The sequence below is a fragment of the Umezawaea sp. genome, assembly GCF_057122925.1.
In genome coordinates, this window is the sequence record NZ_DBNGPQ010000039.1 from 1 (window position 1) to 19,874 (window position 19,874).

Here is a 19,874-nt window from a genome sequence, read left to right on the forward strand (position 1 = left end):
CCCGGTGTGGCGCGACATCCAGTGGTGGCGCGGCACCCAGTGGTGGCGCGACATCCAGTGGTGGCGCGACACCCAGTGGTGGCGCGACACCCAGTGGTGGCGCCGGGCCGTGCGACCCGGCACCACCACCTCGGGGTCAGACGGTGGCCGTGGCCAGTGCTTCGAGCAGACGGGCGGAGTAGTTGGTCTGGCCGTTCAGCTCCTTGGTGTCGAACCACTGGGTGCTGGTCACCTTCAGGGTGACCTTCTTCCCCTGCGGGCTGAGGGCGTGCAGGGTTGTGCCCGGTGGGATCGGTGTCGTCGGCGGGGTGTGGTTCTCCTCGACCCCCTGGAGGTCGACGCGCACACCGGCCGCGAGTTCGGCGGCGGTGAGTTCCGAGTCGGTCACGGTCACGTCGGCCAGCAGCTGGTAGTCGGGCTTCTTCGTCATGTAGTGCGCGACGTGCGCTTCCGAGCCCTGTGCGAACAGCAGGTACGAGGGCTTGGGCGGGTAGTCGTCGGCGTCGTGGAACTGCCGGTTGTGCAGGACGAGGGTGATCTCGGCCGGAACGCCCGACACGATCGGCTGGGCGTCGTGGAGGTCGTTGCCGATCACCTTGAGGATCGAGCCGGTGAACCTCCGGTTGGTCACCATCTCCTGGAGCAGCAGCTTCTCGTCGTTGACGACGATGAACGTCGCCGTCGGCGCCGCCCGCCGGGCGTCGACGTAGGTCTTCTTGACCGCGGCGCTGAACTCGAACGTCGCGATCACCTGGTAGCGGTGGGCGGCCATGGTGAACATCGCCAGGTGGCCGCCGTACACGAGCTGGTCACCCATCAGCACGAAGCCGTGGATGTCCGGGGTCTCCTCGTCGTGGGACATCGTCATGAGCCGCTCCTCCCTAGAAGGCGCTGTCGGAGAAGCGGACCAGGGCCAGGCGGGCGATGTCGCCGCTGTCGGCCGAGCCGTCCACGTAGGTCGCGAGGTTCGTGCCCCCGCGCTGCATCGGCACGCTGACGGGACTGGACTTGGCGAGGTCGGCCACCAGCGCGTCGATCGTCGACGTCGTGACGTGCGGCATCACGTACAGGTGCGCGTAGTGGACGACCTGGTCGCCCACCTTGAGCGGGATCGTGGCCAGCGAGTACTTGTGCACGAGTTCGGGCGGTGGCTGCTTGAACCGCACCGTGAGCGCCAGCGGCGTTCGCGCGGCCTCCCACGTGCCGCCCAGCTCCTTGAGCTTCTTCTCCGCGTGGTCGGTGACCTCCAGGGCGGTGCGGATCATCGTCATCTGCTCGCGCTCGGAGTGCTTGGCCAGGAAGTGCCACATCACCAGCGGCGAGAACGCGTTGCGCGACCCGCCGAACGTGGTGTCCGGCGACCCGATCACGGCGGGCTGCTCGGGCGGCTGCATCTGGAGGTTCGCCTTGGTCATGAACACGCCGCACGGCCAGGGCGCGCCGGGGTACTTGTGCCCGCTGGTGACGATCGAGGCGACCTCGGGGACGCGGAAGTCGAACTTCGGGAGCGGGGTGGTCGGCGTGATCTCGCCCGCGTCGACGAGCTTCTCGATGAACGGCGCGTAGGTCGCGGCGAGCGCCCCGTCGACGTGGATCCAGTGGCCGGTGCGCTCGTCGACCAGTTCGTTGCCGTTCTCGTCACGGCCGTAGCGGACCTTGCGCTTGTCCAGCCCGTACCGGGCGAAGATCGGCCGCAGCCGGTCGCAGACGCCCTCCACGTCGTCGTAGGCGCCCTTGAACGTGCTGCCGTAGTTGAGGTTGACCACCACGGGGTGGCCCATGCTGGCGAAGAACTCCACCAGCGTCGCCAACTTGTCCACGTCGATGCTGCCCGGTCCGCCGTCACCGCCGGTGGACGGCACCTCGTGGTCCCACGGCTGGCCGGGGTTCAGCGGGTTGGCGTACGGGTACATCTTGGTGCCGACCTCGTAGAAGTTCGGGATGTTCAGCACCCGCAGCGCCTTGGCCACCGAGTAGTGCGTGTCGTGGGAGTAGAAGCCCACGGGCGAGTAGGCGTTCTGGTTGTCGGCGGGCGCGGTGTCCTGCACCCACACGTACTGCGCGCCGCCGCCCTCGGCCGGTTCGCGCATGAGGGTCTTGCCGGAGAGGTAGTCGCGGGCGTTCCACAGCGCGTAGTTGTTGCCCTCCGAGGAACCCATGGTGAGCACGTAGCCCCAGTAGGCGTCCTTCGGGACCTCGCCGTCGACCTCGGTGCGGGGCTTGGCGCGCCACAGCTTGGCGTAGTAGTCCAGGACGGCGCGCTCGGCCCACCGGGTGTGCAGGGTGAAGTGCGAGTCCTCGAACGGGTCGCCGACGTTGTTGAAGTGGTAGTCCAGGAACCGGGCCATCGGCTCGCGCAGCTTGAGGTCCTCGTTGGTCTGGTAGCCGAGGAACCTGCCCTGGAGGTCGGCGAAGTAGGTCTCCAGCTTGTCCAGCACCGCCATGCGCTGCGGCTCGGGCACGCCTTCGGGAGGGATCGCGAAGTCCTGGTCCGTCGGGCTCGGCGCGGACCTCGCACCCTCTGTGCGCGTGCGGTCCAGTGCCTGCTCTGTGATGGTCATGGTCGCCTTCCAGTGGTGGTCCGTCTCCCGATCGGGGAGCCGTTCAGCGGCGGGGCTTGGCGAGCGCGTTGAGCAGCAGCGCCTCGGCGAGGGTCATGTGCTCCAGCTCGGACTTGCTGACGCTCTCGTCGTCCCCGTGGATGTTGGCCAGTGGTTCCTCGCAGCCCCACAGCACGATGTCCGCGCCGGGGTTGGCCACGTGGAGCGCGGAGACCAGCGGGATGGAGCCGCCCTGACCGGCGTGCGCGACGCCCGCGGTCCCGTAGGCGGTCTTCAGCGCGGTCTCGACGGCGGCGTGGTGGGGCCCCTGGTAGGCGGCGAAGCCCTGGCCGAGGCTCACGGGCTCGACCGCGCGCACGACCGCCTGCGGGGCCTTGGCCTCGATGTGGTCCCGGAGCGCCTTGAGGGCCTCGGCCGGGTCCTGGTTCGGTGCGAGGCGCACGCTGATCCGGGCGGTCACCTCCGGGTGCAGCACGTTCGCGGGCCTGTCCATGCTGGGCGCGCCGCGCAGGCCCACGACGTTGGCGGAGGGACGGCCGAACAGGCGCTGGGCGAGCGTGCCGGTGCCGACGAGGGCGACTCCTGGTTCCACGCCCGCGTTCTGGCGGTACTGCTCCTCCGGCACGGCGGGCCAGTCGTGGTCGAAGCGGGTCAGGCCGGGCACGGCCACGTCGCCGTTGTCGTCGTGCAGCGTCGCCAGGAGCCGCACCAGCACCGTGAACGCGTCGGGCGCGGGCCCGCCGTACATGCCGCTGTGCACCTCCTTGGCGAGCGTCTTGACGGTCACGTCCACCGCCAGGATGCCGCGCAGGGTGGAGGTGAGGGCGGGGTGGCCGACCGCCAGGTTCCCGGTGTCGGCGACGATGACCAGGTCGGCCTTGAACCGGGGGTCTTCCGGGTGGTCGGCCAGGTAGGAGTCCAGGACGCTGCTGCTCTCCTCCTCCCCCTCGACGACGACCTTGACGTTGATCGGCAGCCCGGACCACGTCTCCCGCAACACCTTGAGCGCGCCCAGGTGCATGACGACCCCGGACTTGTCGTCGGCGGCGCCGCGGCCGTAGAGGCGGGTGTCGCCGCCCGCCGCGACCTCCTTGGGGACGAAGGGCTTCGTGACCGTCCACTTCGCCTCGTCGGCGGGCTGCACGTCGTAGTGCGCGTAGAGCAGGACCGTCGGCGCGCCGTCGGTGTTCGCGCTCTCCTCCGCGTACACCAGCGGGGCGGATGTCCTGCCCTGGTGGGTGATGGTGGTGACGGTGGCCCCGCTCAGGCCGACCGTGCGGAACAGCCCGGCGATCGTCTCGGCGGTCGTGCGCAGGGGCGGCTCCGGCTGGTCGGCCGTGGACCTGTGCTTCACCAGGTCGATCAGCGTCTGCCAGAACTCGGGGGCCGAATCGCGCACGTGCTCGTGCAGGCCCTGCTCGGAGGCGACCGCGGTCATGGGGGTCCTTCCCGTGGTTGTGCGGGCGCGTCGAGGGGAGGTGTCCACTCCGGATTGGGCGCCACGTGGGATCGGGCTGTGCGCCCATCGTCGCACCACGACGGCGGTGCCCGACAGGCCTCGGGCACCGGACCCCACCAACGTGTGGCAGGACGAGGTCGGCGGCGACGGTGCGTGTTCGCGGCGGTGCCGCGGCGACCGGGAAAGAGCGCGATCATCGTTGTGGCACAACGAGAAGAGGTCTCAGCGACGCGGGCGACCCCGATCGGGCACCGGCGCGGACGCTCTGGAACCACGCCGGACCACGCCACCGTCCCCGGCACCTGAAGCGGGAAACCCGATCGGGAGCGGAGTCCCCCTCCACGGGGTGCGCGGTCCGGGCCGGCCGGTGGCGCACGGTGATCCGCCCGGCCCGAGGGCTACCACGTCGGAGCACCACTCTCCCGATGGGATTCCCCTCGCGCACTCGGCCGCACACACCCCGAATCCGCAAATGTGCGGCGCCAGCAACGTGAAACGGCCGGAACGCGGGTGCGTCCCGGCCGCTCGACGTCGGTGGATCAGCCCCTGATCGGGCGATTCAGGTCCGCTCCGAGCTGGAAGCTCGTCACGGAATCCGGGTTGACCGCGAACCAGTCCGCGTCCAGGTCGCCTTCCTTGACCTCCAGGTCGTCGCCCAGCAACGCGGCGACGCGGTCACCGTCGACCTGGAACCCCGTCACCCCACCGGCCAGGTGGACCAGGTCGGCGTCGAGGTCGCCCTCCTTGGCGTACAGCTCGCCGCCCTCGGTGAACGCGATGCGGTCGGTGTCGAGGTGGAACGCGGTGACCGAGTCGGTGTTCACGGTGTACCAGCCGGGATCGAGGTCGCCCTCCTTGACGAGCAGGGCGCCCGCCGAGGTGAGGGCCGCCAGGCGGTCACCGGAGAGCTGGTAGGAGGTGACGCCGGACTCCTGCTCGACCGACGGCGCGTCCAGGTCGCCCTCCTGGGCGAACAGGGTGGTGCCCTCGCGGTAGGCGATGCGGGTGCCGTGCAGCTGGAAGTCCGCGACGCCCGTGGCGATGGTCTGCCAGCCGGGGCCGAGGTCGCCCTCCTTGACCAGCAGCGAGCCGTCGGTGGTGAGCACGCCCACGCGGTCGCCCTCGATCTGGAACGACGTCACCGCCGCGTCCTGGTGCACGATCTCGCCGTCGACGTCGCCCTCGACCACGTAGAGGTCGGGCCCCTCGGTGAACGCGATGCGGTCGCCGTCGAGCTGCACGTCGGTGACCGAGTCGCCGTTGACGGTGTGCCAACCGGGTTCCAGGTCACCCTCCTTCACCAGCAGCGAACCGTCGTCCTTCAGCACGGCCACGCGGTCGCCCTCCAGCACGTACTCCTCGACGCCCTCCTCCTGGAGCACGGGGTCGGCGCCGAGGTCGCCGTCCTTCGCCCACAGGGCACCGCCCTCGGTGTAGGCGATCCGCCGCGCGCCGACCGCGGGCCCGCTGGACGTGCCGCCCTCGAAGAGCCGCACCGCGCCGTAGTAGTCGCCGTGGGACGACGCGGCCGAGACCTTGATGAGCGAACCGGAGTTCGGCGCCTCCACGATCCAGCCGTCGCCCAGGTACATCGCGACGTGGTGGATGCCGCCGGGCGAGGTGCCGTAGAAGAGCAGGTCGCCGGGCAGCAGCGGGTCGTGGCCTTCGGCGCGGCTGAAGCGGTCGACCGCTCGGGAGGACTGCCACTGGGTGGTGGTGACGCCGTTGACGATGTCCTCGTCCACGGCCAGGTAGTAGGCGTAGCGGACGAACCCGGAGCAGTCGAGTCCGCGGACCCGGCAGTCGTTCGGGGCGCCGTTGAGGGGATCGCAGATCCCGTAGGAGAGGCCGGGCTGGGGGCCGTGGCCGCCGCCCCAGGAGTACGGGACGCCGATCTGGTCGCAGGCCCGCTCGACGGCGGCGACGGCGTCGGCTCCGGCGCCGTCCGCCAGCACGCCGCACTCGGGGGCGGCGGAGGCGGCGGGCGCCGCGGCGAGGTCGAGGGCGGCGGTGCCGAGGCCGATCGTGACGGCCAGCACGAGCCTGGTGAGCTTCTTCATCGGAGTGTCCTTCGTGGAGCGTCAGGGGCGGACGCAGTTGATGTGGCCGTCGGGCAGTTCGCCGCCGTTGAAGTAGCGCAGCGCGGCCTCGAAGTCGGAGCAGCGCTCGGCGTCCTCGCGGGCGTCGTGTGCGTAGCCGATGTTGCTGTCGACGCGGCCCATGTCGAGGTCGTCGGCCAGCTCGTTGGTGTTGGGGCGGGCGACGGTCCAGTACCAGCGGGCGATCTGGCCGCTGCGCTCCAGCGACGCCGCGGCGTCCGGGTCGGCGAGCAGGTCGTACCCGAGCCACTGGCCCGCGGAGCGGTAGTTGAAGTCACCGGTGAGCTGGATGTAGCCACGGCCGCGGTAGCGCCCCGACTGACCCGCTTCCCCCGCGTCGTAGCGGAACCCGCTCTCGTTGCGCAGCGTGGCGAGGAACGCCGCGATGCGCGCCGGGTTGTTGATCTCGCCGTCGTCCATGGCCTGGTTGAGGCTGTCCAGGCCCTCCTCGACGACGTCCTCGCTGCCGATGAAGCCGTAGACGGCCTTGAGGTCGTCGAGCGTCACGGTCGTGGAGCCGCCGCCGTGCCGGGTCGCGGCGAGCAGCCGCACGGCGGTCGCGCCGTCCTCGTCGGCGACGAACCAGCCCGGCTCCAGGTCGCCCTCCTTGACCAGCAGCCGACCGTCCTCGATCGCGGCGACCCGGTCTCCGACGAGGTCGAACGCGGACACGCCTTCCTCCTGGAGGATCGACGGGGCGTCCAGCTCGCCCTCCTGCGCCCACAGGTCGTCGCCCTCCAGGTAGGCGATGCGGTCGCCGTCGAGCCGGAACCCCGTGACACCACCGCCGATCTCGGCCCAGCCGGGCTCCAGGTCGCCGCCCTTGACGAGCAGGTCCCCGTTCTCCTTCAGCGCGCCGACGCGGTCCCCGCTCAGCTCGAACGCCGTGACGCCCGACTCCTGGTGGATGGACTCGGCGTCGAGCTCCCCTTCCCGCGCCCACAGCTCGGTGCCCTCGGTGTAGGCGATCCGGCTGTCCTCAAGCTGGAAGTCGGTGACGTCGTTCGTGCTGATCTCGGCCCAGCCCGGCGCGAGGTCGCCCTCCTTGACCAGCAGGTGGTCGTCGGTGGTGATGACGCCGACGCGGTCGCCCTCGATCTGGAACGACTTGACGGCCTGGTCCTGGTGCACGAGCTCGCCGCCGAGTTCGCCCTCGGTGACGTAGAGGTCGGTGCCCTCGGTGAACGCGATGCGCCCGTCGCGGATCTGGAAGTCGGTGACGGAGTCGGTGTTGACGGTGAACCAGCCCGGCCCGAGGTCGCCCTCCTTCACCAGCAGGGAACCGTCGGTCTTCAGCACGGCGACGCGGTCGCCGTCGAGCTGGAACTTCACCACCCCGGACTCCTGGGGTTCCCAGTCGGCGTCGAGGCCGCCCTCCTTCACGAAGAGCGTGTCGCCCTCCAGCACGGCGATCCGGTCCTCCTGGCCCGGCAACGCCGACGCGGGCAGTGCGGGCGCCACCACCAGGAGGCCGGCACCGACGGTCGACGCCAGTGTCATGCGCAGGAACTTGGACATCGGTGGATCTCCGTTTCGCTCGGGTGCTCGTCTGGGAACGAGGCTGCCGAGCGTCGATGACTCCGCCGTGACGCGCCGACGACGGCTCACGTCATCGCGCTGCCACGGAGAACAAAGGCCAAGGGGGTCGTCAGTGGACTGTCCACTGACGACCCCCTGCGGATCAGGCCCGGTCCAGCTCGTCGCACACCCGGTCGAGCAGTCCCGGCACGGCCGACTCGACCATCCGGAGCACCTCGGCGTACTCGGCCGGACCGCCGTAGTACGGGTCCGGCACGTCGACGTCCTCCCCCGCCACCGGGTCGAACGACCGGAGCAGCCGCACGCGGTCCGGGTCGGTCACGAGCCTGCGCAGCGTCCTGGCGTGACCGGAGTCCAGCGCCACCAGCAGGGACGCGTTCAGGTGGTCCGAGCCCAGCGGGGCGGCGACGTGGCCGACGGGGTACCCGTGGTCGACCAGCACCGCGGTGGCCCGCCGGTCGGTGGGAGCACCGACGAGCCACAGGCCGGTACCCGCGCTGGTGACCCGCACCCGCTCCGCGATCCCCTCGCGGTGCAGGTGTTCCCGGAACACCAGCGCCGCCATCGGGGAACGGCACGTGTTGGTGCTGCCGATGAAGCTCACGTGCACGGCGGGCTCACCGGAGCAGCCCCTCGCACGCCGCCAGCACGATCGCCTCGGCGCTGTCCGGCGACGCGGGGTCGCTGCCGGGCGCCGACGCGTTGAGCGGGGACGGCCAGCCGTAGGAGAGCATGCTGCTGCCGTAACCCGCGATCCACGGGTCGTCGTTCCAGCCCGCCTCGTAGCCGTTGTGCAGGCCGAGGCCCGCCCAGAGGATCCGGTCGGACGCCACGTAGCACTGGGTCTCGTTGGCGTAGGCCATGATCCAGAGGTTGCCGGTGCCGATGTCCTGCGCCAGTGCGTTGATCATCAGGTGGTAGTCGCTGACGACCTCGTGCGAGAGCCCCAGGATCGTCACCCCGCCCATCTTCCAGCACTGGAGGGGCATCGGGATCGAGGCGGCCAGCTCGCCGCGGTCGATCTGCCCGATGATCAGGTTGGCGTGCCGGACCTCGGCCTGGCCCAGGTGCCCGTCCAGCCGCGCCACGTACTTGCGCCGCAGCTCCGCCCGCACGCCCGCGTCGGTCGTGTCCACCGCGAACGGCAGCTCGACCTCGGTCAGCTCGGTCGCGATGGGGCCTTGGACGTCGGTGAAGTCGCCGTTGTTCACGGTGTCGATGACGGCCGACGCCAGCCGCTGCCCCAGTTCGTCGGTCGGCAGGTCCAGCGGGTCCTGGTCACCGGCCGTGCCCTGGAAGAACAGGGCCATCGCGCCGAACTCCTGCTCGATGATCTCCGACGCCACGCCGACGAAGTCGCTGTGGAACGAGGGTTCCCGGCCGCACGACACGGGGTGCGTGCCGCAGCCGAAGAGCACGGCGAGCAGACCGCCGTCGTCGGTGTCGCGCACCGCGATCACCGGCACGTCGGTCATCACGTGGTCGAGGCCGACGCGGTTGAAGCCGACCTCGGCGCTTCCCTCGGCGAAGTGCAGCGTCGCCGGGATGGGCGTCTCCCCCACGGTCCGCTCCACCAGTTCGGTGAGCAGGTCCATGAACACGAACGTGGAGCCGTTGACGGCGTCCACGTCGGCGTCGTCGAGGTTCATCAGCACCTTGGGGTCCGGGTGCGTGTCGCCGATGAACGGGCCGCTGTGCGTGTGGCTCGCCACGATCATGAAGTCCGAGCTGCCGACCAGACCCAGCTCGTCGCACACCCGCCTGCGCAGCTCCTGGTGCACGTCGCGCGGGATGCTCACCACGTCCACGCGGAGCAGCACGTTCACCGAGCCGCCCTCGTGGATCGCGATGCAGTGCGCCCGCAGCGGGTGCGCGGGCGGCGGGGCCGACGGACTCGCCCCCCTCGGGTCCCAGCCGTAGCCGCCCATCCACAGGCTCGGCCAGCCCGGCACGGCGGGCGTGATGTCCAGTTCGTTGTAGGCGACCGCGAACCCGTCCGCGGGCGCGGCGGACGCGGCGGACGCGCCCGCGAGCCTGGTGGTGAAGACGGCGGTGGCGGCGAGCAGACCGCCCCGCAGGACGGACCGACGGCTGATTCCGGACACGGTGGAACTCCAGACGTGAGGTGGTGGGCTGACGGGCTTCTAGACGGGATCGGCCGCGAGTTCGGCGGCGATCCGGGAGGCGGCGGTGTACGGGTCGCCGACGGGCTGGGTGGCGTGGGCCTCGGTCTGCCTCGTCCACTCCAGACCGCGGGCGTCCCACTCGTCGTCGAGGCTCGGCTCGTTCCCGGAGGGGATGGTGCTGGGCAGCAGGTCCAGGAACCTCTCCCACCGGGGCTTGTAGTAGCCGTCGAGCAGGCCGTGCCAGTCGCGGTTCGCGTAGTCGTGCAGACCGCCCGACCCGAGCGCCTTCGAGGTCCAGATGGTCAGGATCGACCGCGCGTTCCACTCCAGGATCCCGCGCTCCTCGGCGTCGCCGCCCCACGCCTTCGCCTGCTCCAGCCAGGGGCCGAGCAGCCAGTTCCGGTCGGTGGCCAGGACCTCCGACGTCAGGTCGAGCGCGCGGAGGAACCGCCGCGAGTGCCTGGTCACGCCCGCGCGGTCCCGCGCCTCGTAGGCGGTGCGGAGCTGGTCGACGAGCAGCCTGCCGCGGTTGGCGAGGACCTGGCGGGTCACGTCGACCAGGTCGTAGCGGTAGGTCGCCGACGTGCGCAGCGCGGGCGCGACGGCCAGCATCTCACCGAGCACGGGCGCGAACTCCGCCGGGTCGTAGCGCCAGCGGTCGGGCCCGAAGTTGCTGGCGGAGGTCAGGTTCAGCGTCGGCCACGCGGCGAACGGCGTCTCGAGGGGACCTTCGCCCGCCTGGTGCCCGGTGGCGGCGAACGAGTACGCGGTGCGCAGCAGGATCCTCCACGCCGCGGCGGCGTGCGCGTCGGCGGCACCGTAGCGGCGCTCGGCGTAGGCGAGGATCCACGGTTCGAGGTCGACGGCGGTGCGCCGCCAGGTCATCTCGCCCAGCAGGTCGGCGACGACGGGGTTGTGGTGCGTGCCTTCGAGGGCCATCGCGCTGCCGACCAGCCGCTTGCGCTCCGGCGACGTGCGGACCTCCGGGAAGGTCCGGCCGGGTTCGACGAGGTTGCCGAACAGCCCCAGCCTGCCGCCGAAGTTCTGGATGGTGCCCCAGCACCACGGCACGCCCCAGTACGCCTCGGTGTCCTGCCACTTGCGGCTGTCGTCGGAGTCGAGGTCGAGCACGACGATCCGGTTCTCGTCGACCGCGTCGAGGACGTCCAACCGGGGGTTGTCCTGCCAGCCCTGCATCAGCCAGACCGCGCCCGGCACGGCCTTCTCCAGCTCGTCCTGCACGGCCCTGGCCGCCTCGCCGAGGTCCGCGCCGTCCAGCACCGCGGGCAGGTCGTCCGCGCCGACCTCGTGGAACAGGTCGTTCGAGTAGTGGGTCGTGGTGCCGAACCGCTCCGCCTGCGCCTGGTAGAACCGCCGCGCCACCTCGGGGTAGAGGGCCTCGGTGGTGTCGAGCCAGTACGGGCGGGGGTGGCCGGAGTAGTCGCCCTGCGCGGGGATGTGCGTGTCCGGGTGCAGGTCGGCGAACACCTGGTCGGGCACGTGCCCGACGAACGCGGGGAACACCGGCGTGATGCCCAGCTCGCGCATCCGCTCGACGATCCGCAGCCCCAGGTCGGCCCGCCGTTCCAGCAGGCCGACGCTGACCGGGCCGCTGAACCCCGAGGCGTCCTCGTCGTAGCCGGTGGTCTCGCCGTACCACTGCCACGGCTGGAGCGCGGGCTGCGCGATCCACTGCCGCACCTGGAGTTCGTCCATGCCGAAGTCGGTGAACGTGTCGTACCAGACGATCTCCTGCCCGATCAGCGCGAGCGCCCGGTTCGTGCCGCTCGCCGCCAGGTGGTCCAGCTCGCGCTCCCAGTCCGACCAGGTCCAGAACGGCGTGGTGTAGCCGAAGACGGTGAAGTTGTAGGCGTAGCGCTCGGTCAGCTCGGTGGACTGGCGGATCGTCGCGGTCGGGGTGGGCAGCGTGGCGGGCAGCGAGATCCGGTCGCCGTTGGTCGACAGGTGCTGGCCCGCCACGTACTTGAGCCACCAGTGGAACGCCGACATCGTCGCGACCGCGCTCGTGCCGCCGAGGACGATCCGCCCGCCGGACGCGCTGATCTCGAACGCGTCGGCCTCACCGGCGCGGGGCGTCAGCCGCCGCAGCCCGAACTGGTCCGCGTCGCGGCCGAGCAGCCGGGCGATGGCGGCGCGGACCGCGGGCGAGTCTGCGGGCACGGCGGCCCGCGCCGTCGCGGCACGACCGGCGCCGACCAGGGCCGTCGCCATCGTGCCGAGGAGGAAGCCGCGGCGGGAGATGCTGTGCATGTGTCGGTTCCTGTCGTCACCGGACTGGGACGACCACAGCCTCCGGCGCTCTGGTGACGTCCTGTTGACGCGGCGTTGACGCCACCCCCATTGCGGCCTGGACCCGCTCCGCCGTGGCCAGGTGCTCAGCCGCCCGCTCCCGCAGGCCGAGCCGTTCCTCGACGGCCGCCAGCACGGTCAGCGCCTGCGCCTCCCGCAACCGGAACCCGGTGCGCCGGGCCAGGTCGAGGGCGTTGCCGAGGTGCGCCACGCCCTCCTCGGGCGGCACGGTGCGGCCGAGGCCGATCAACGCGGTGATCTCGCCCTGCCGGTAGCCCGCGCTGCGGCTGATCTCCAGCGCCGACGTGTGCTTGACCAGCGCGGACGCCGGGTCGCCCGTGCGGTTCTCGACCGACGCGAGCGTGTTCAGCGCGTCCGCCTCGTAGCGCAGGTTGCCGGTCTCGACCGCCAGCGCCAACGCCTGCTCGCAGTGCCTGGTGGCCTCGGCGTAGTCGCCAGCCTCGCGGTGCGTGGCCCCGAGGTTCTGGAGCACCTCGGCCTCGTCGTGGCGCGACCGCAGCCGCCGGTGCACCGCCAGCGCCGCGTGGTGGTGGGCGAACGCCTCGGCGATCCGGCCCTGCCGCAGGCACACCCCGCCCAGGTTGTTGCGCGCGGTGGCGCCGGTGTGCGCGAGACCCGCCCGTTCGCACAGCGCGAGCGCCCCGGTCAGGAGGTCCCGCGCCTCCCGCAGCTCACCGCGTTCCAGGTGCATCGACCCCAGGTTGACCAGCGACGCGGCCTCAAGCCGTTCCGCGCCCAGCTCCCGGCTGGCCGCCAGCGCGCGGGTCGAGTGCGCGACGGCCACGTCCAGGTCGCCCAGTTCCAGGTGCACGACCCCCAGGTTGCCCAGCGCCACGCACTCGCCGATCCGGTTGCCCGACGCGCGGTGGCCCGCCAGCGCCCCCTCCAGGTCCTCCACCGCGGCCGGGTAGTCGCCCCGGCTCCAGAACAGCATCCCGCGGCTGTTGCGCAGCCACGGCCGAACGCCCTGCTCACCAGCATTCTCGGCGGCGGCGAGCGCGGTGTTCGTCGTCGTGAGCAGGTCGGCGTCGAGGCGGCGCGAGTGCAGGTAGCCGCGGACGGCGTCGGTGAGGTGCCAGGCGTACTCCGGCGCCACGTCCGCCGCCTGCCGGACCGCGGCGACCAGGTTCGCGCGCTCCTCGCCGAACCAGGTCGCGGCGTCGCACTCGTCGGCGAGGTGCGGCACGAGCGGGACGGTGTCCGGCTCCGGCCTCGGCAGCCGCGCCAGCGTCGGGTGCAGCAGTTCGGCCGCCGCGTCCGCGGTGTGCAGGTACTGCTCGTAGACCCGGCGCAGCGCCCCGGTGCGCGCGGCCGCGTCGTCCTCCTCCTGCGAGGTGGTCACGGCGTAGAGCCGCAGCAGGTCGTGGAACTGGTAGCGGCGCGGCTCGTACTGCTGCACCAGGCTCGCCGCGGCGAGCTGTTCGAGCAGCCGCGTGGCCGTGCCGAAGGGCACGCCGAGCAGCGCCGACGCGGTCGGGGCGGTGAAGTCCGTTCCCGGCACCAGCCCGAGCAGCCGGAACAGCCGGGCGGCGTCGGGGTTGAGCGCGCGGTAGGACGGGACGAACGCGCCGCGCACGGCGGCCGACTCGTCGCCGTCGACGGCCAGCGCCGCGAGCCGGTCGTCCTGGCGCAGCTCGGCCACGTAGTCGGCCACGTTCGGGCGCGGTCTGCTGCCCAGGTTGGCCGCCGCGATCCGCAGCGCGAGCGGCAGCCCGCCGCACAGCGCGGTCAGCTCCCCGCCCGCCACCGGGTCGTCGTCGACGACCCGCCCCGCGATGCCCGCGACCAGCGCACGGGCCTCCTCGGCGGACAGCACGTCGAGCGCGACCCGTCGAGCGCCCTGCAACGCGGTCAGCCCGCGCATCTCGCTGCGGCTCGTGACCAGCACCGCGCAGCGCGGCTCGGCGGGCAGCAGCCGCCGGACCTGGTCCACGTCGGCGGCGTTGTCCAGCACGACCAGCACCCGCCTGTCGGTCAGCAGCGACCGGTACAGCAGCTCCTGCTCGGCCTGGTCGAGCGGCACGCGTTCCGCGGAGACGCCGAGCGCGCGCAGGAAGTAGCCCAGCGCCTGGGTGACCGACGTGGTCGGGCTGGTCGAGTACCCGTGCAGGTTGACGTGCAGCACGCCGTCCGGGAACTCCGGCCGCAGCCGCCGCGCCACGTGCACGGCCAGCGCGGACTTGCCGACGCCCGGCGGTCCGGACACCACCAGGATCGGCGCGGCCGTGGCGTGCTGCTCGGACAGCAGGGCGGTCGCGAGGGCGATCTCGTCGGCGCGCCCGACGAAGTCGCCGATGTCCGGCGGCACGGTCGTGCCGACGGGCGGCCTGGGCGCGGGCCCTGCGGGTGCGGCGGCGTCCAGCGACGGGTCGTTGCGCAGGATCGCCTCGTGCAGCCCGCGGATCGCGTCGCCCGGCCCCAGGCCCAGTTCCTCGGCCAGCAGCACGTCGAGGTCGCGGTACACCTGGAGCGCGTCGGCCTGCCTGCTGGCGCGGTAGAGCGACAGCATCAGGCTCGCCCAGAACCGCTCCCGGTACGGGTGCGCCGCGGTCAGCGCCCGCAGCTCACCCACCAGTTCGTCGTGCGCGCCCAGCTCCAGGTCGGCCTCGACGCGCTGCTCCACCGCCAGCAGCCGCTGCTCCACGAGAGCGGGCACGTCGTCGCGGTGCAGCGCCTCCGACGGCACGTCGGCCAGCGCGGGCCCGCGCCACAGCCCGAGCGCCCGGTGCAGCAGCGCCGACCGGGTCTGGGCGTTCGGCGCCCGCCGGGCCTCGCCGATCAGACCGGTGAACCGGAACAGGTCCACCTGCTCCCTCGGCACGTCGAGGACGTACCCGCCGGGCACCGTCCTGATCGTGTCCGCTCCCCCGAGCGCCTGCCTCAGCCGCATCACGTACGCCTGGCACGTCGACCGCGCACCGCTCGGCGGCGCCCCGTCCCACAGCGTCCTGACCAGCCGCTCCACCGGCACCGTCTCGCCCGTGCGCAGCAGCAGCGCCGCCAGCACGACCCGGTGCTTGGCCGCGGCCAGCCGCACCACCGCCCCCTCGCGGCGCACCTCCAGCGGCCCGAGCACGCCAAAGCTCCACATGTGCGACATCCCCCCGTTGTCCTCCCGTGGCGATCCTGCTGAAGGACGGGGCACCGGTCAACCGGAACACGACCGCGTCACCCCTGCGCGCACGGGACAGGGGCACAGGGCCGCGTCCTCGACGCGCTCCGGGACCGACCGGCCGTTCGAGGTTCGCCGCAGGTTCGTCCAAGCCGGGGCTGGAGGCTGACCCGTGCGGTGTCGGCGGCGCTGTCCAGCACCACCCGCCGTCCCGCGACGAGACCGCGGTGGCGAGCGGCCCGGGCGTGGGGGGTCGACGGGGATCCGGCCGGGGGGCGCACCGAGGGCGTCGAGGGACACGTGGACCGCCACTGCCGGGGGCAGCGGTGGGTCGGGGCCGAACCCGCTCAGGTCGACGAACAGCTCGCCGTCGGGACACCGGTCCAGCACGCCGGGTCCACCAGCCGCTCGAACGGCCGCGGATCGGTGGCGTGCGGGACGTCCGGCCCTACGGCAGCGGCACGACCGCCCTCACGTGGAACTCCCCGTCCTGCCCGACCTCGATGACGGGCAGCCGGCGCGCGACAGCGTTGCCGGTCGTGGCGTCCAGGGTGAAGGGGCCGCCCGCACCGCGCACCTGGTTGCGTTCCCGGTCGGACCGGGCCAGCTCGGCGCGCACGTCCTGGCGCGTCGGCAGCTCCCCCTGCTTCATCCCGATCGCCGAGCGGCTGATCACGTCCCGCATCGTCAGCATCGCGTCGTGCATCATGACGCCCCAGCCGTCAGCGAGATCGGTGGTGGAGAACCCGAGCCGCTGGAACTCGAGGGTGAGTTCGGCGAACTCGGTGATGCCCATCTCCCGCGCCGCGTCCGGGTCGACGTGCGGGGTGTAGACGACGGCCAGGGGAGGCTGGTCGGCCCGAGGTCGCAGGTCCTCCCTGCTGCGCAGCATCGACGCGTCGGAACCGGTGACGAGCGTGATGAGCCGGTCACGCGCGCAGCTGCGGTTCCGCAGGTTGTTGATCAGGTCGTCGAGCAGGACCGCGCGGCCCGCGTAGAGCACGGTGGTCGGGGCGCCGTCACCGCACAGGTCCCTGGTGATCTGGTTGAACTGGTTGTCGAGGGTCGCCTCGGTGTCGAACCGGTTCTCCACGGTGATCGGCAGCCTGCCGCTCGCCGAGGCGTCCTTGAACTCCTTGTAGAGGGTGGCGGGGTAGAGGTCGTCCTCGTTGACGTCGTAGACGAGCATCGCCTTGCCGACGCCCCGTCCGGCCAGGTAGCCCGACAGCACCGCGATCTGGTTGCCGGTGGTCGAGCTGACGCGGGTGAAGCCCCTGATGTACCGGGCGGGCTCGCCCGGTTGCGCGGGCGGCTCGACGTTGAACCCCGTGGCGGTCACCACGGAGGCGACCATGGGGATGTCGGCCTCCGCCAGCGCGCGGGCCGTGTGCTGGGCGTTGGTCGTGCTCTGGCCGACCCCGATCACACCGACCAGCCGCTGTTCGTCCGCCAACTCCACCAGCTGGTCCACCACACGTCGCCACTCCTGCTGGCCGCTGCCGGGATTGGCCAGCAGCAGGCGGATCTTCGGCTCCTGCCTGTCCCCGTTCGCGGCGAGCTGAGCGACGAGCGCACCCTCCAGCTGCGCGCGAACCCGCTGCCAGGTCACGCTCCCCACGTCGGTGGGCAGCAGCGGCGTGAGGAGGGCGACCGTGACGTGCGGCTGCCCCGACACCCGTTCGTTCTCCTCCAGGATCCGCCGCTGCACGTCGGCGAGCTGGTCGTCGAACACGTAGGAGCCGTCCGTGACGCCGACGCACTCACCTCCCCGGTCGTGGACGCCCTCCCCGCACCGGGTGATCAGGTTCACGCCGAAGGCGGCAGCGGCGCCCACCACCAGCACCGCCACCGCGGCGATCACCCCGAGCCGGACGCGCGCCCTGCGCAGCACGCGCGCGGGCGTCGGCGGCGTGAAGTCGACCTCCTCCGGCGGCTGGGCCAGCAGTTGCCACCGCGCGGACCGGCTCACCACGGGAGCATCGCCCGCCTCGGCCTTCGCCTCCAGCAGCGCAGCGGCCTTGAGGAAGTCGTTGCGCGCCACGCCCGGCTGCTGCGCCAGGGCCTTCAGGTCCAGCGCGGCGCTGCTCCACAGTTCCGCGCGGTTCGCGGTGGACAACGGATCGTTGGCCGCCCACAACGCCACCAGCACCCGCGCGATCGTCCGGCCGGGTTCCGACCGCGGACCGGCGAGGCCCGCCGAGGCCAGAACCCGGTCGGGGTCGGCCTCGTCGGTGTCGAGGTCGTTGGGTGCGGCGGTGACCGCGTCGAGTTCGGCGAACCACTTCCGCGAGTCCGGGAGCAGCGCCTCCAGGTTCCGCAGCACCTCGTCGAGGTCGCGCAACGCGAGGGCGTGGTAGCCGCGGTCGGCGTCACGCCCGTTGTCCCGCAACCAGGTGTGCGCGGCCGTCCACCGCTCGGGGTCGGCGGCGAGGCGGCGCAGCAGCAGGTGCCGCAACGCGGGCACCATGACCACGCGACCAGTGTCGTGGGCGCGGACCTGGAGGGCGTCGGGCACGAGGCTCGTTCCCCCGCGCGAGGTCACCAGTCCGCTGCCCGACAGCTCGTCGGCCTGTTCCACGTCACGAGCGGCGGCGCAGGGCTCCAGTGCGGCAGCGCGGGCAGCCACGGCGGCACGGGCGTCCACGGTGGACAGAGCGGCGTCCGACGGCGAGCCGAGCAGCTCCCGCAGCAGCCGTTCCCCGACGGTGACCGGGTCCCTGTCGACCGGGCCGCGCCACCGGTTGTCCAGCAGCCCCTTCACCGACGGGTCGTCACCCGTGTGGTCGCCGATCGCCCTCACGACCACGGCGGTGGCGGCGGGATGACCGAGGGTGAAGCGGTACACCTGCGCGGCGACCGCGCGGTGGGCGTTGAGCCTCGGTCCGGCGATGTCGGACACCATGTCCTTGACCTCGTCCGGCGTCAGGTCCCGCAGCGCCACCGGGTAGGAGTCGCTGTCGTACCCGCCCTGCCTGCGTTCGAGGTAGTCGTCGTAGCCGGCCTTCTCGGCGAACGGGATCTCCTCGTCCGGCGCCACGTGCCGGGCCACGCCACCCGCGCTGGTGGCGACCACGGTCAACGGGTCGGGCTCGCCGCGGCGGGCGTCGGCGAGCGCCTGGTAGAGGAGACGGCCGGGCTTGGTGTCCACGTCGTCCAACAACAGCACGCAGTTCAGCGACCAGGCGCGCGCACCGCGGCCCTTGGCGAAAGCGGCCCGCAGGTCGGCCAGGAACGCGGCCCACAACAGCTCCGTGGCCTCCTCGTGGTCGGCCTCGCTCGCGTCGTCGCGGGTGAGCAGGTTGAGCCGGACCAGCTCGTCGTAGGCCTGGTTGCCCGAGCCGTACCACTCCAGCCCCTCACCCAGGACGACGCGGCGCCCGTGGCGCCACGACACCAGGCCGTGCAGGACGAGACCCGCCGCGTACCGCGCCGCCGTGGCCACCCCCGGCACACCGCCCACGACCGACACCGTGCCCGTGACGTCCTGCGCCAGGTCGTCCAGGAAGGTCCGGAGCCGGTCGACGTTCCGAGCGTTCTCCAACGCCTGTCGAATGCGTGCTCGGGAGGCCTGGCCGGGTGAGTCCAACTCCGTGGAGATGGCCACCTGAGCGGTGACGAAGCGGGGGAACGGGATCGAGCGGTAACCGGCGACGGTGCGGTTGAGGTCGAAGGTGAGCAGCGAGAGCACCTTCCAGGCGGTGGCGCTCTTCAGCTCGCCGCAGTTGACGCGGGCGTGGGGGACCCTGTCCCGCACACGGCTCTCCAGGACGTCGAGCAAGGCGGTCTTCCCACAGCCCTTGGGCCCGGTGAAGATCAGGATCGGCGCACGGCGGGTGGTCGGGTAGCCGTTCGACTCCGGTCTGGTCGTGAACTCCCGGACCAGGGCGATGGCCCGGTCCCTCCCGTGCAGGTTGATCGACTCGCCAGGCATGTGCGTCCCCCGTGCGAACTAGCGCGAGCGAACATCATCTCGCCAGGTGGGGGCCGTGTCACGCCCCCAGTGGGGTGCCTGCTGGTCACCGGGGCACCGGACGGGCGGGGGGTTCCTCCACCCGATCGGCGCAGGTCGGGACGAGCGCCGACGACCTCCGTGCTCGACGGTGTCGCGTGCGGGGCCGGAAGGGGTGAGGCGGTCGGGGCCGTGGGGTGTCGGGCTGACCGCGCACCCGATCCGGCTCCGCCGCCACCCTCGCGGCACGACCCGGCCCGCACGGTGTCGAGGCACGGCGCGGCAGTGCTGGCGCGCCGCGCAGCCGGATCGGAACCGCGTTCCACGCGACCAAGGGGTCCCCCGGTCGGGGGACCCCGCCCGCCGGCTACACCCGCTCGGCGGCGACCGTCGTCGTGGGCTCGCCCCCGGGCTGCCTGCGGTCCTCCAGCTTGATCCCGCACTTGCCGATCAGGGCCGCACCGACACCGATCGTCGTGACCGCCGGAGCGGCCAGCACCGCGACCAGCCCGAGGGCCACCGGCACGTCCACCACCACGTCGTCCTTGCTGTCGCGCACGACCACGCGACGGTGGACGCCCTCGCTGACCAACCCGCGCACGGCGTCGACCACGGAGTCGACGGAGGTGCGGTGGGACTCGGGCTTGGATTCGCTCATGACTCTCCTCGAACCGGGGACTTCCCTTGACACCTCCAGC

11 protein-coding genes are annotated in these 19,874 nt (G+C 72.2%); all 11 read right to left on the minus strand.

Annotated features, from left to right (window positions below; translation table 11 throughout):
* Positions 1 to 136: 136 nt before the first annotated feature.
* The 11 genes from AC156L_RS05790 to AC156L_RS05840 all read right to left on the minus strand — a co-directional run bounded on the left by AC156L_RS05790 (position 137) and on the right by AC156L_RS05840 (position 19,834).
* Positions 137 to 868: a hypothetical protein gene (locus tag AC156L_RS05790; protein WP_330876227.1), complete on the minus strand. Its 732-nt coding sequence runs from the start codon at positions 866 to 868 to the stop codon at positions 137 to 139.
* Positions 869 to 881: 13 nt separating this feature from the next.
* Positions 882 to 2,561 carry a PLP-dependent aminotransferase family protein gene (locus tag AC156L_RS05795; RefSeq protein ID WP_330876228.1) on the minus strand — a complete coding sequence of 560 codons (1,680 nt, stop codon included), beginning with the start codon at positions 2,559 to 2,561 and terminating at the stop codon, positions 882 to 884.
* Between the two features lie 43 nt (positions 2,562 to 2,604).
* Complete coding sequence (locus AC156L_RS05800) at positions 2,605 to 3,999, minus strand: M20/M25/M40 family metallo-hydrolase (protein WP_330876229.1); 1,395 nt, start codon at positions 3,997 to 3,999, stop codon at positions 2,605 to 2,607.
* A gap of 560 nt (positions 4,000 to 4,559) precedes the next feature.
* Entirely contained in the window at positions 4,560 to 6,080 is a 1,521-nt protein-coding gene (locus AC156L_RS05805; protein WP_330876230.1) for a C40 family peptidase, read from the minus strand.
* A gap of 21 nt (positions 6,081 to 6,101) precedes the next feature.
* The gene (locus AC156L_RS05810) at positions 6,102 to 7,637 is read right to left on the minus strand and encodes a glycoside hydrolase family 19 protein (RefSeq protein WP_330876231.1); all 1,536 of its coding nucleotides are present in this window, start codon (positions 7,635 to 7,637) and stop codon (positions 6,102 to 6,104) included.
* A gap of 163 nt (positions 7,638 to 7,800) precedes the next feature.
* Positions 7,801 to 8,268 (minus strand): low molecular weight protein-tyrosine-phosphatase, encoded by a 468-nt coding sequence (locus AC156L_RS05815; protein WP_330876232.1) that lies wholly within the window; start codon positions 8,266 to 8,268, stop codon positions 7,801 to 7,803.
* Positions 8,269 to 8,275: 7 nt separating this feature from the next.
* Complete coding sequence (locus tag AC156L_RS05820; RefSeq protein WP_330876233.1) at positions 8,276 to 9,763, minus strand: hypothetical protein; 1,488 nt, start codon at positions 9,761 to 9,763, stop codon at positions 8,276 to 8,278.
* A 39-nt stretch (positions 9,764 to 9,802) separates the two neighbouring features.
* Positions 9,803 to 12,055 carry an alpha-N-acetylglucosaminidase gene (locus AC156L_RS05825; RefSeq protein ID WP_330876234.1) on the minus strand — a complete coding sequence of 751 codons (2,253 nt, stop codon included), beginning with the start codon at positions 12,053 to 12,055 and terminating at the stop codon, positions 9,803 to 9,805.
* A 16-nt stretch (positions 12,056 to 12,071) separates the two neighbouring features.
* Entirely contained in the window at positions 12,072 to 15,206 is a 3,135-nt protein-coding gene (locus AC156L_RS05830; protein WP_330876235.1) for an AfsR/SARP family transcriptional regulator, read from the minus strand.
* A 469-nt stretch (positions 15,207 to 15,675) separates the two neighbouring features.
* Positions 15,676 to 19,158, minus strand: coding sequence for a hypothetical protein (locus tag AC156L_RS05835; RefSeq protein ID WP_330876236.1), 3,483 nt, complete (start codon positions 19,156 to 19,158; stop codon positions 15,676 to 15,678).
* 385 nt (positions 19,159 to 19,543) lie between these two features.
* Positions 19,544 to 19,834, minus strand: a complete 291-nt coding sequence (locus AC156L_RS05840; protein WP_330876237.1) for a DUF4342 domain-containing protein — start codon at positions 19,832 to 19,834, stop codon at positions 19,544 to 19,546.
* Positions 19,835 to 19,874: the final 40 nt, after the last annotated feature.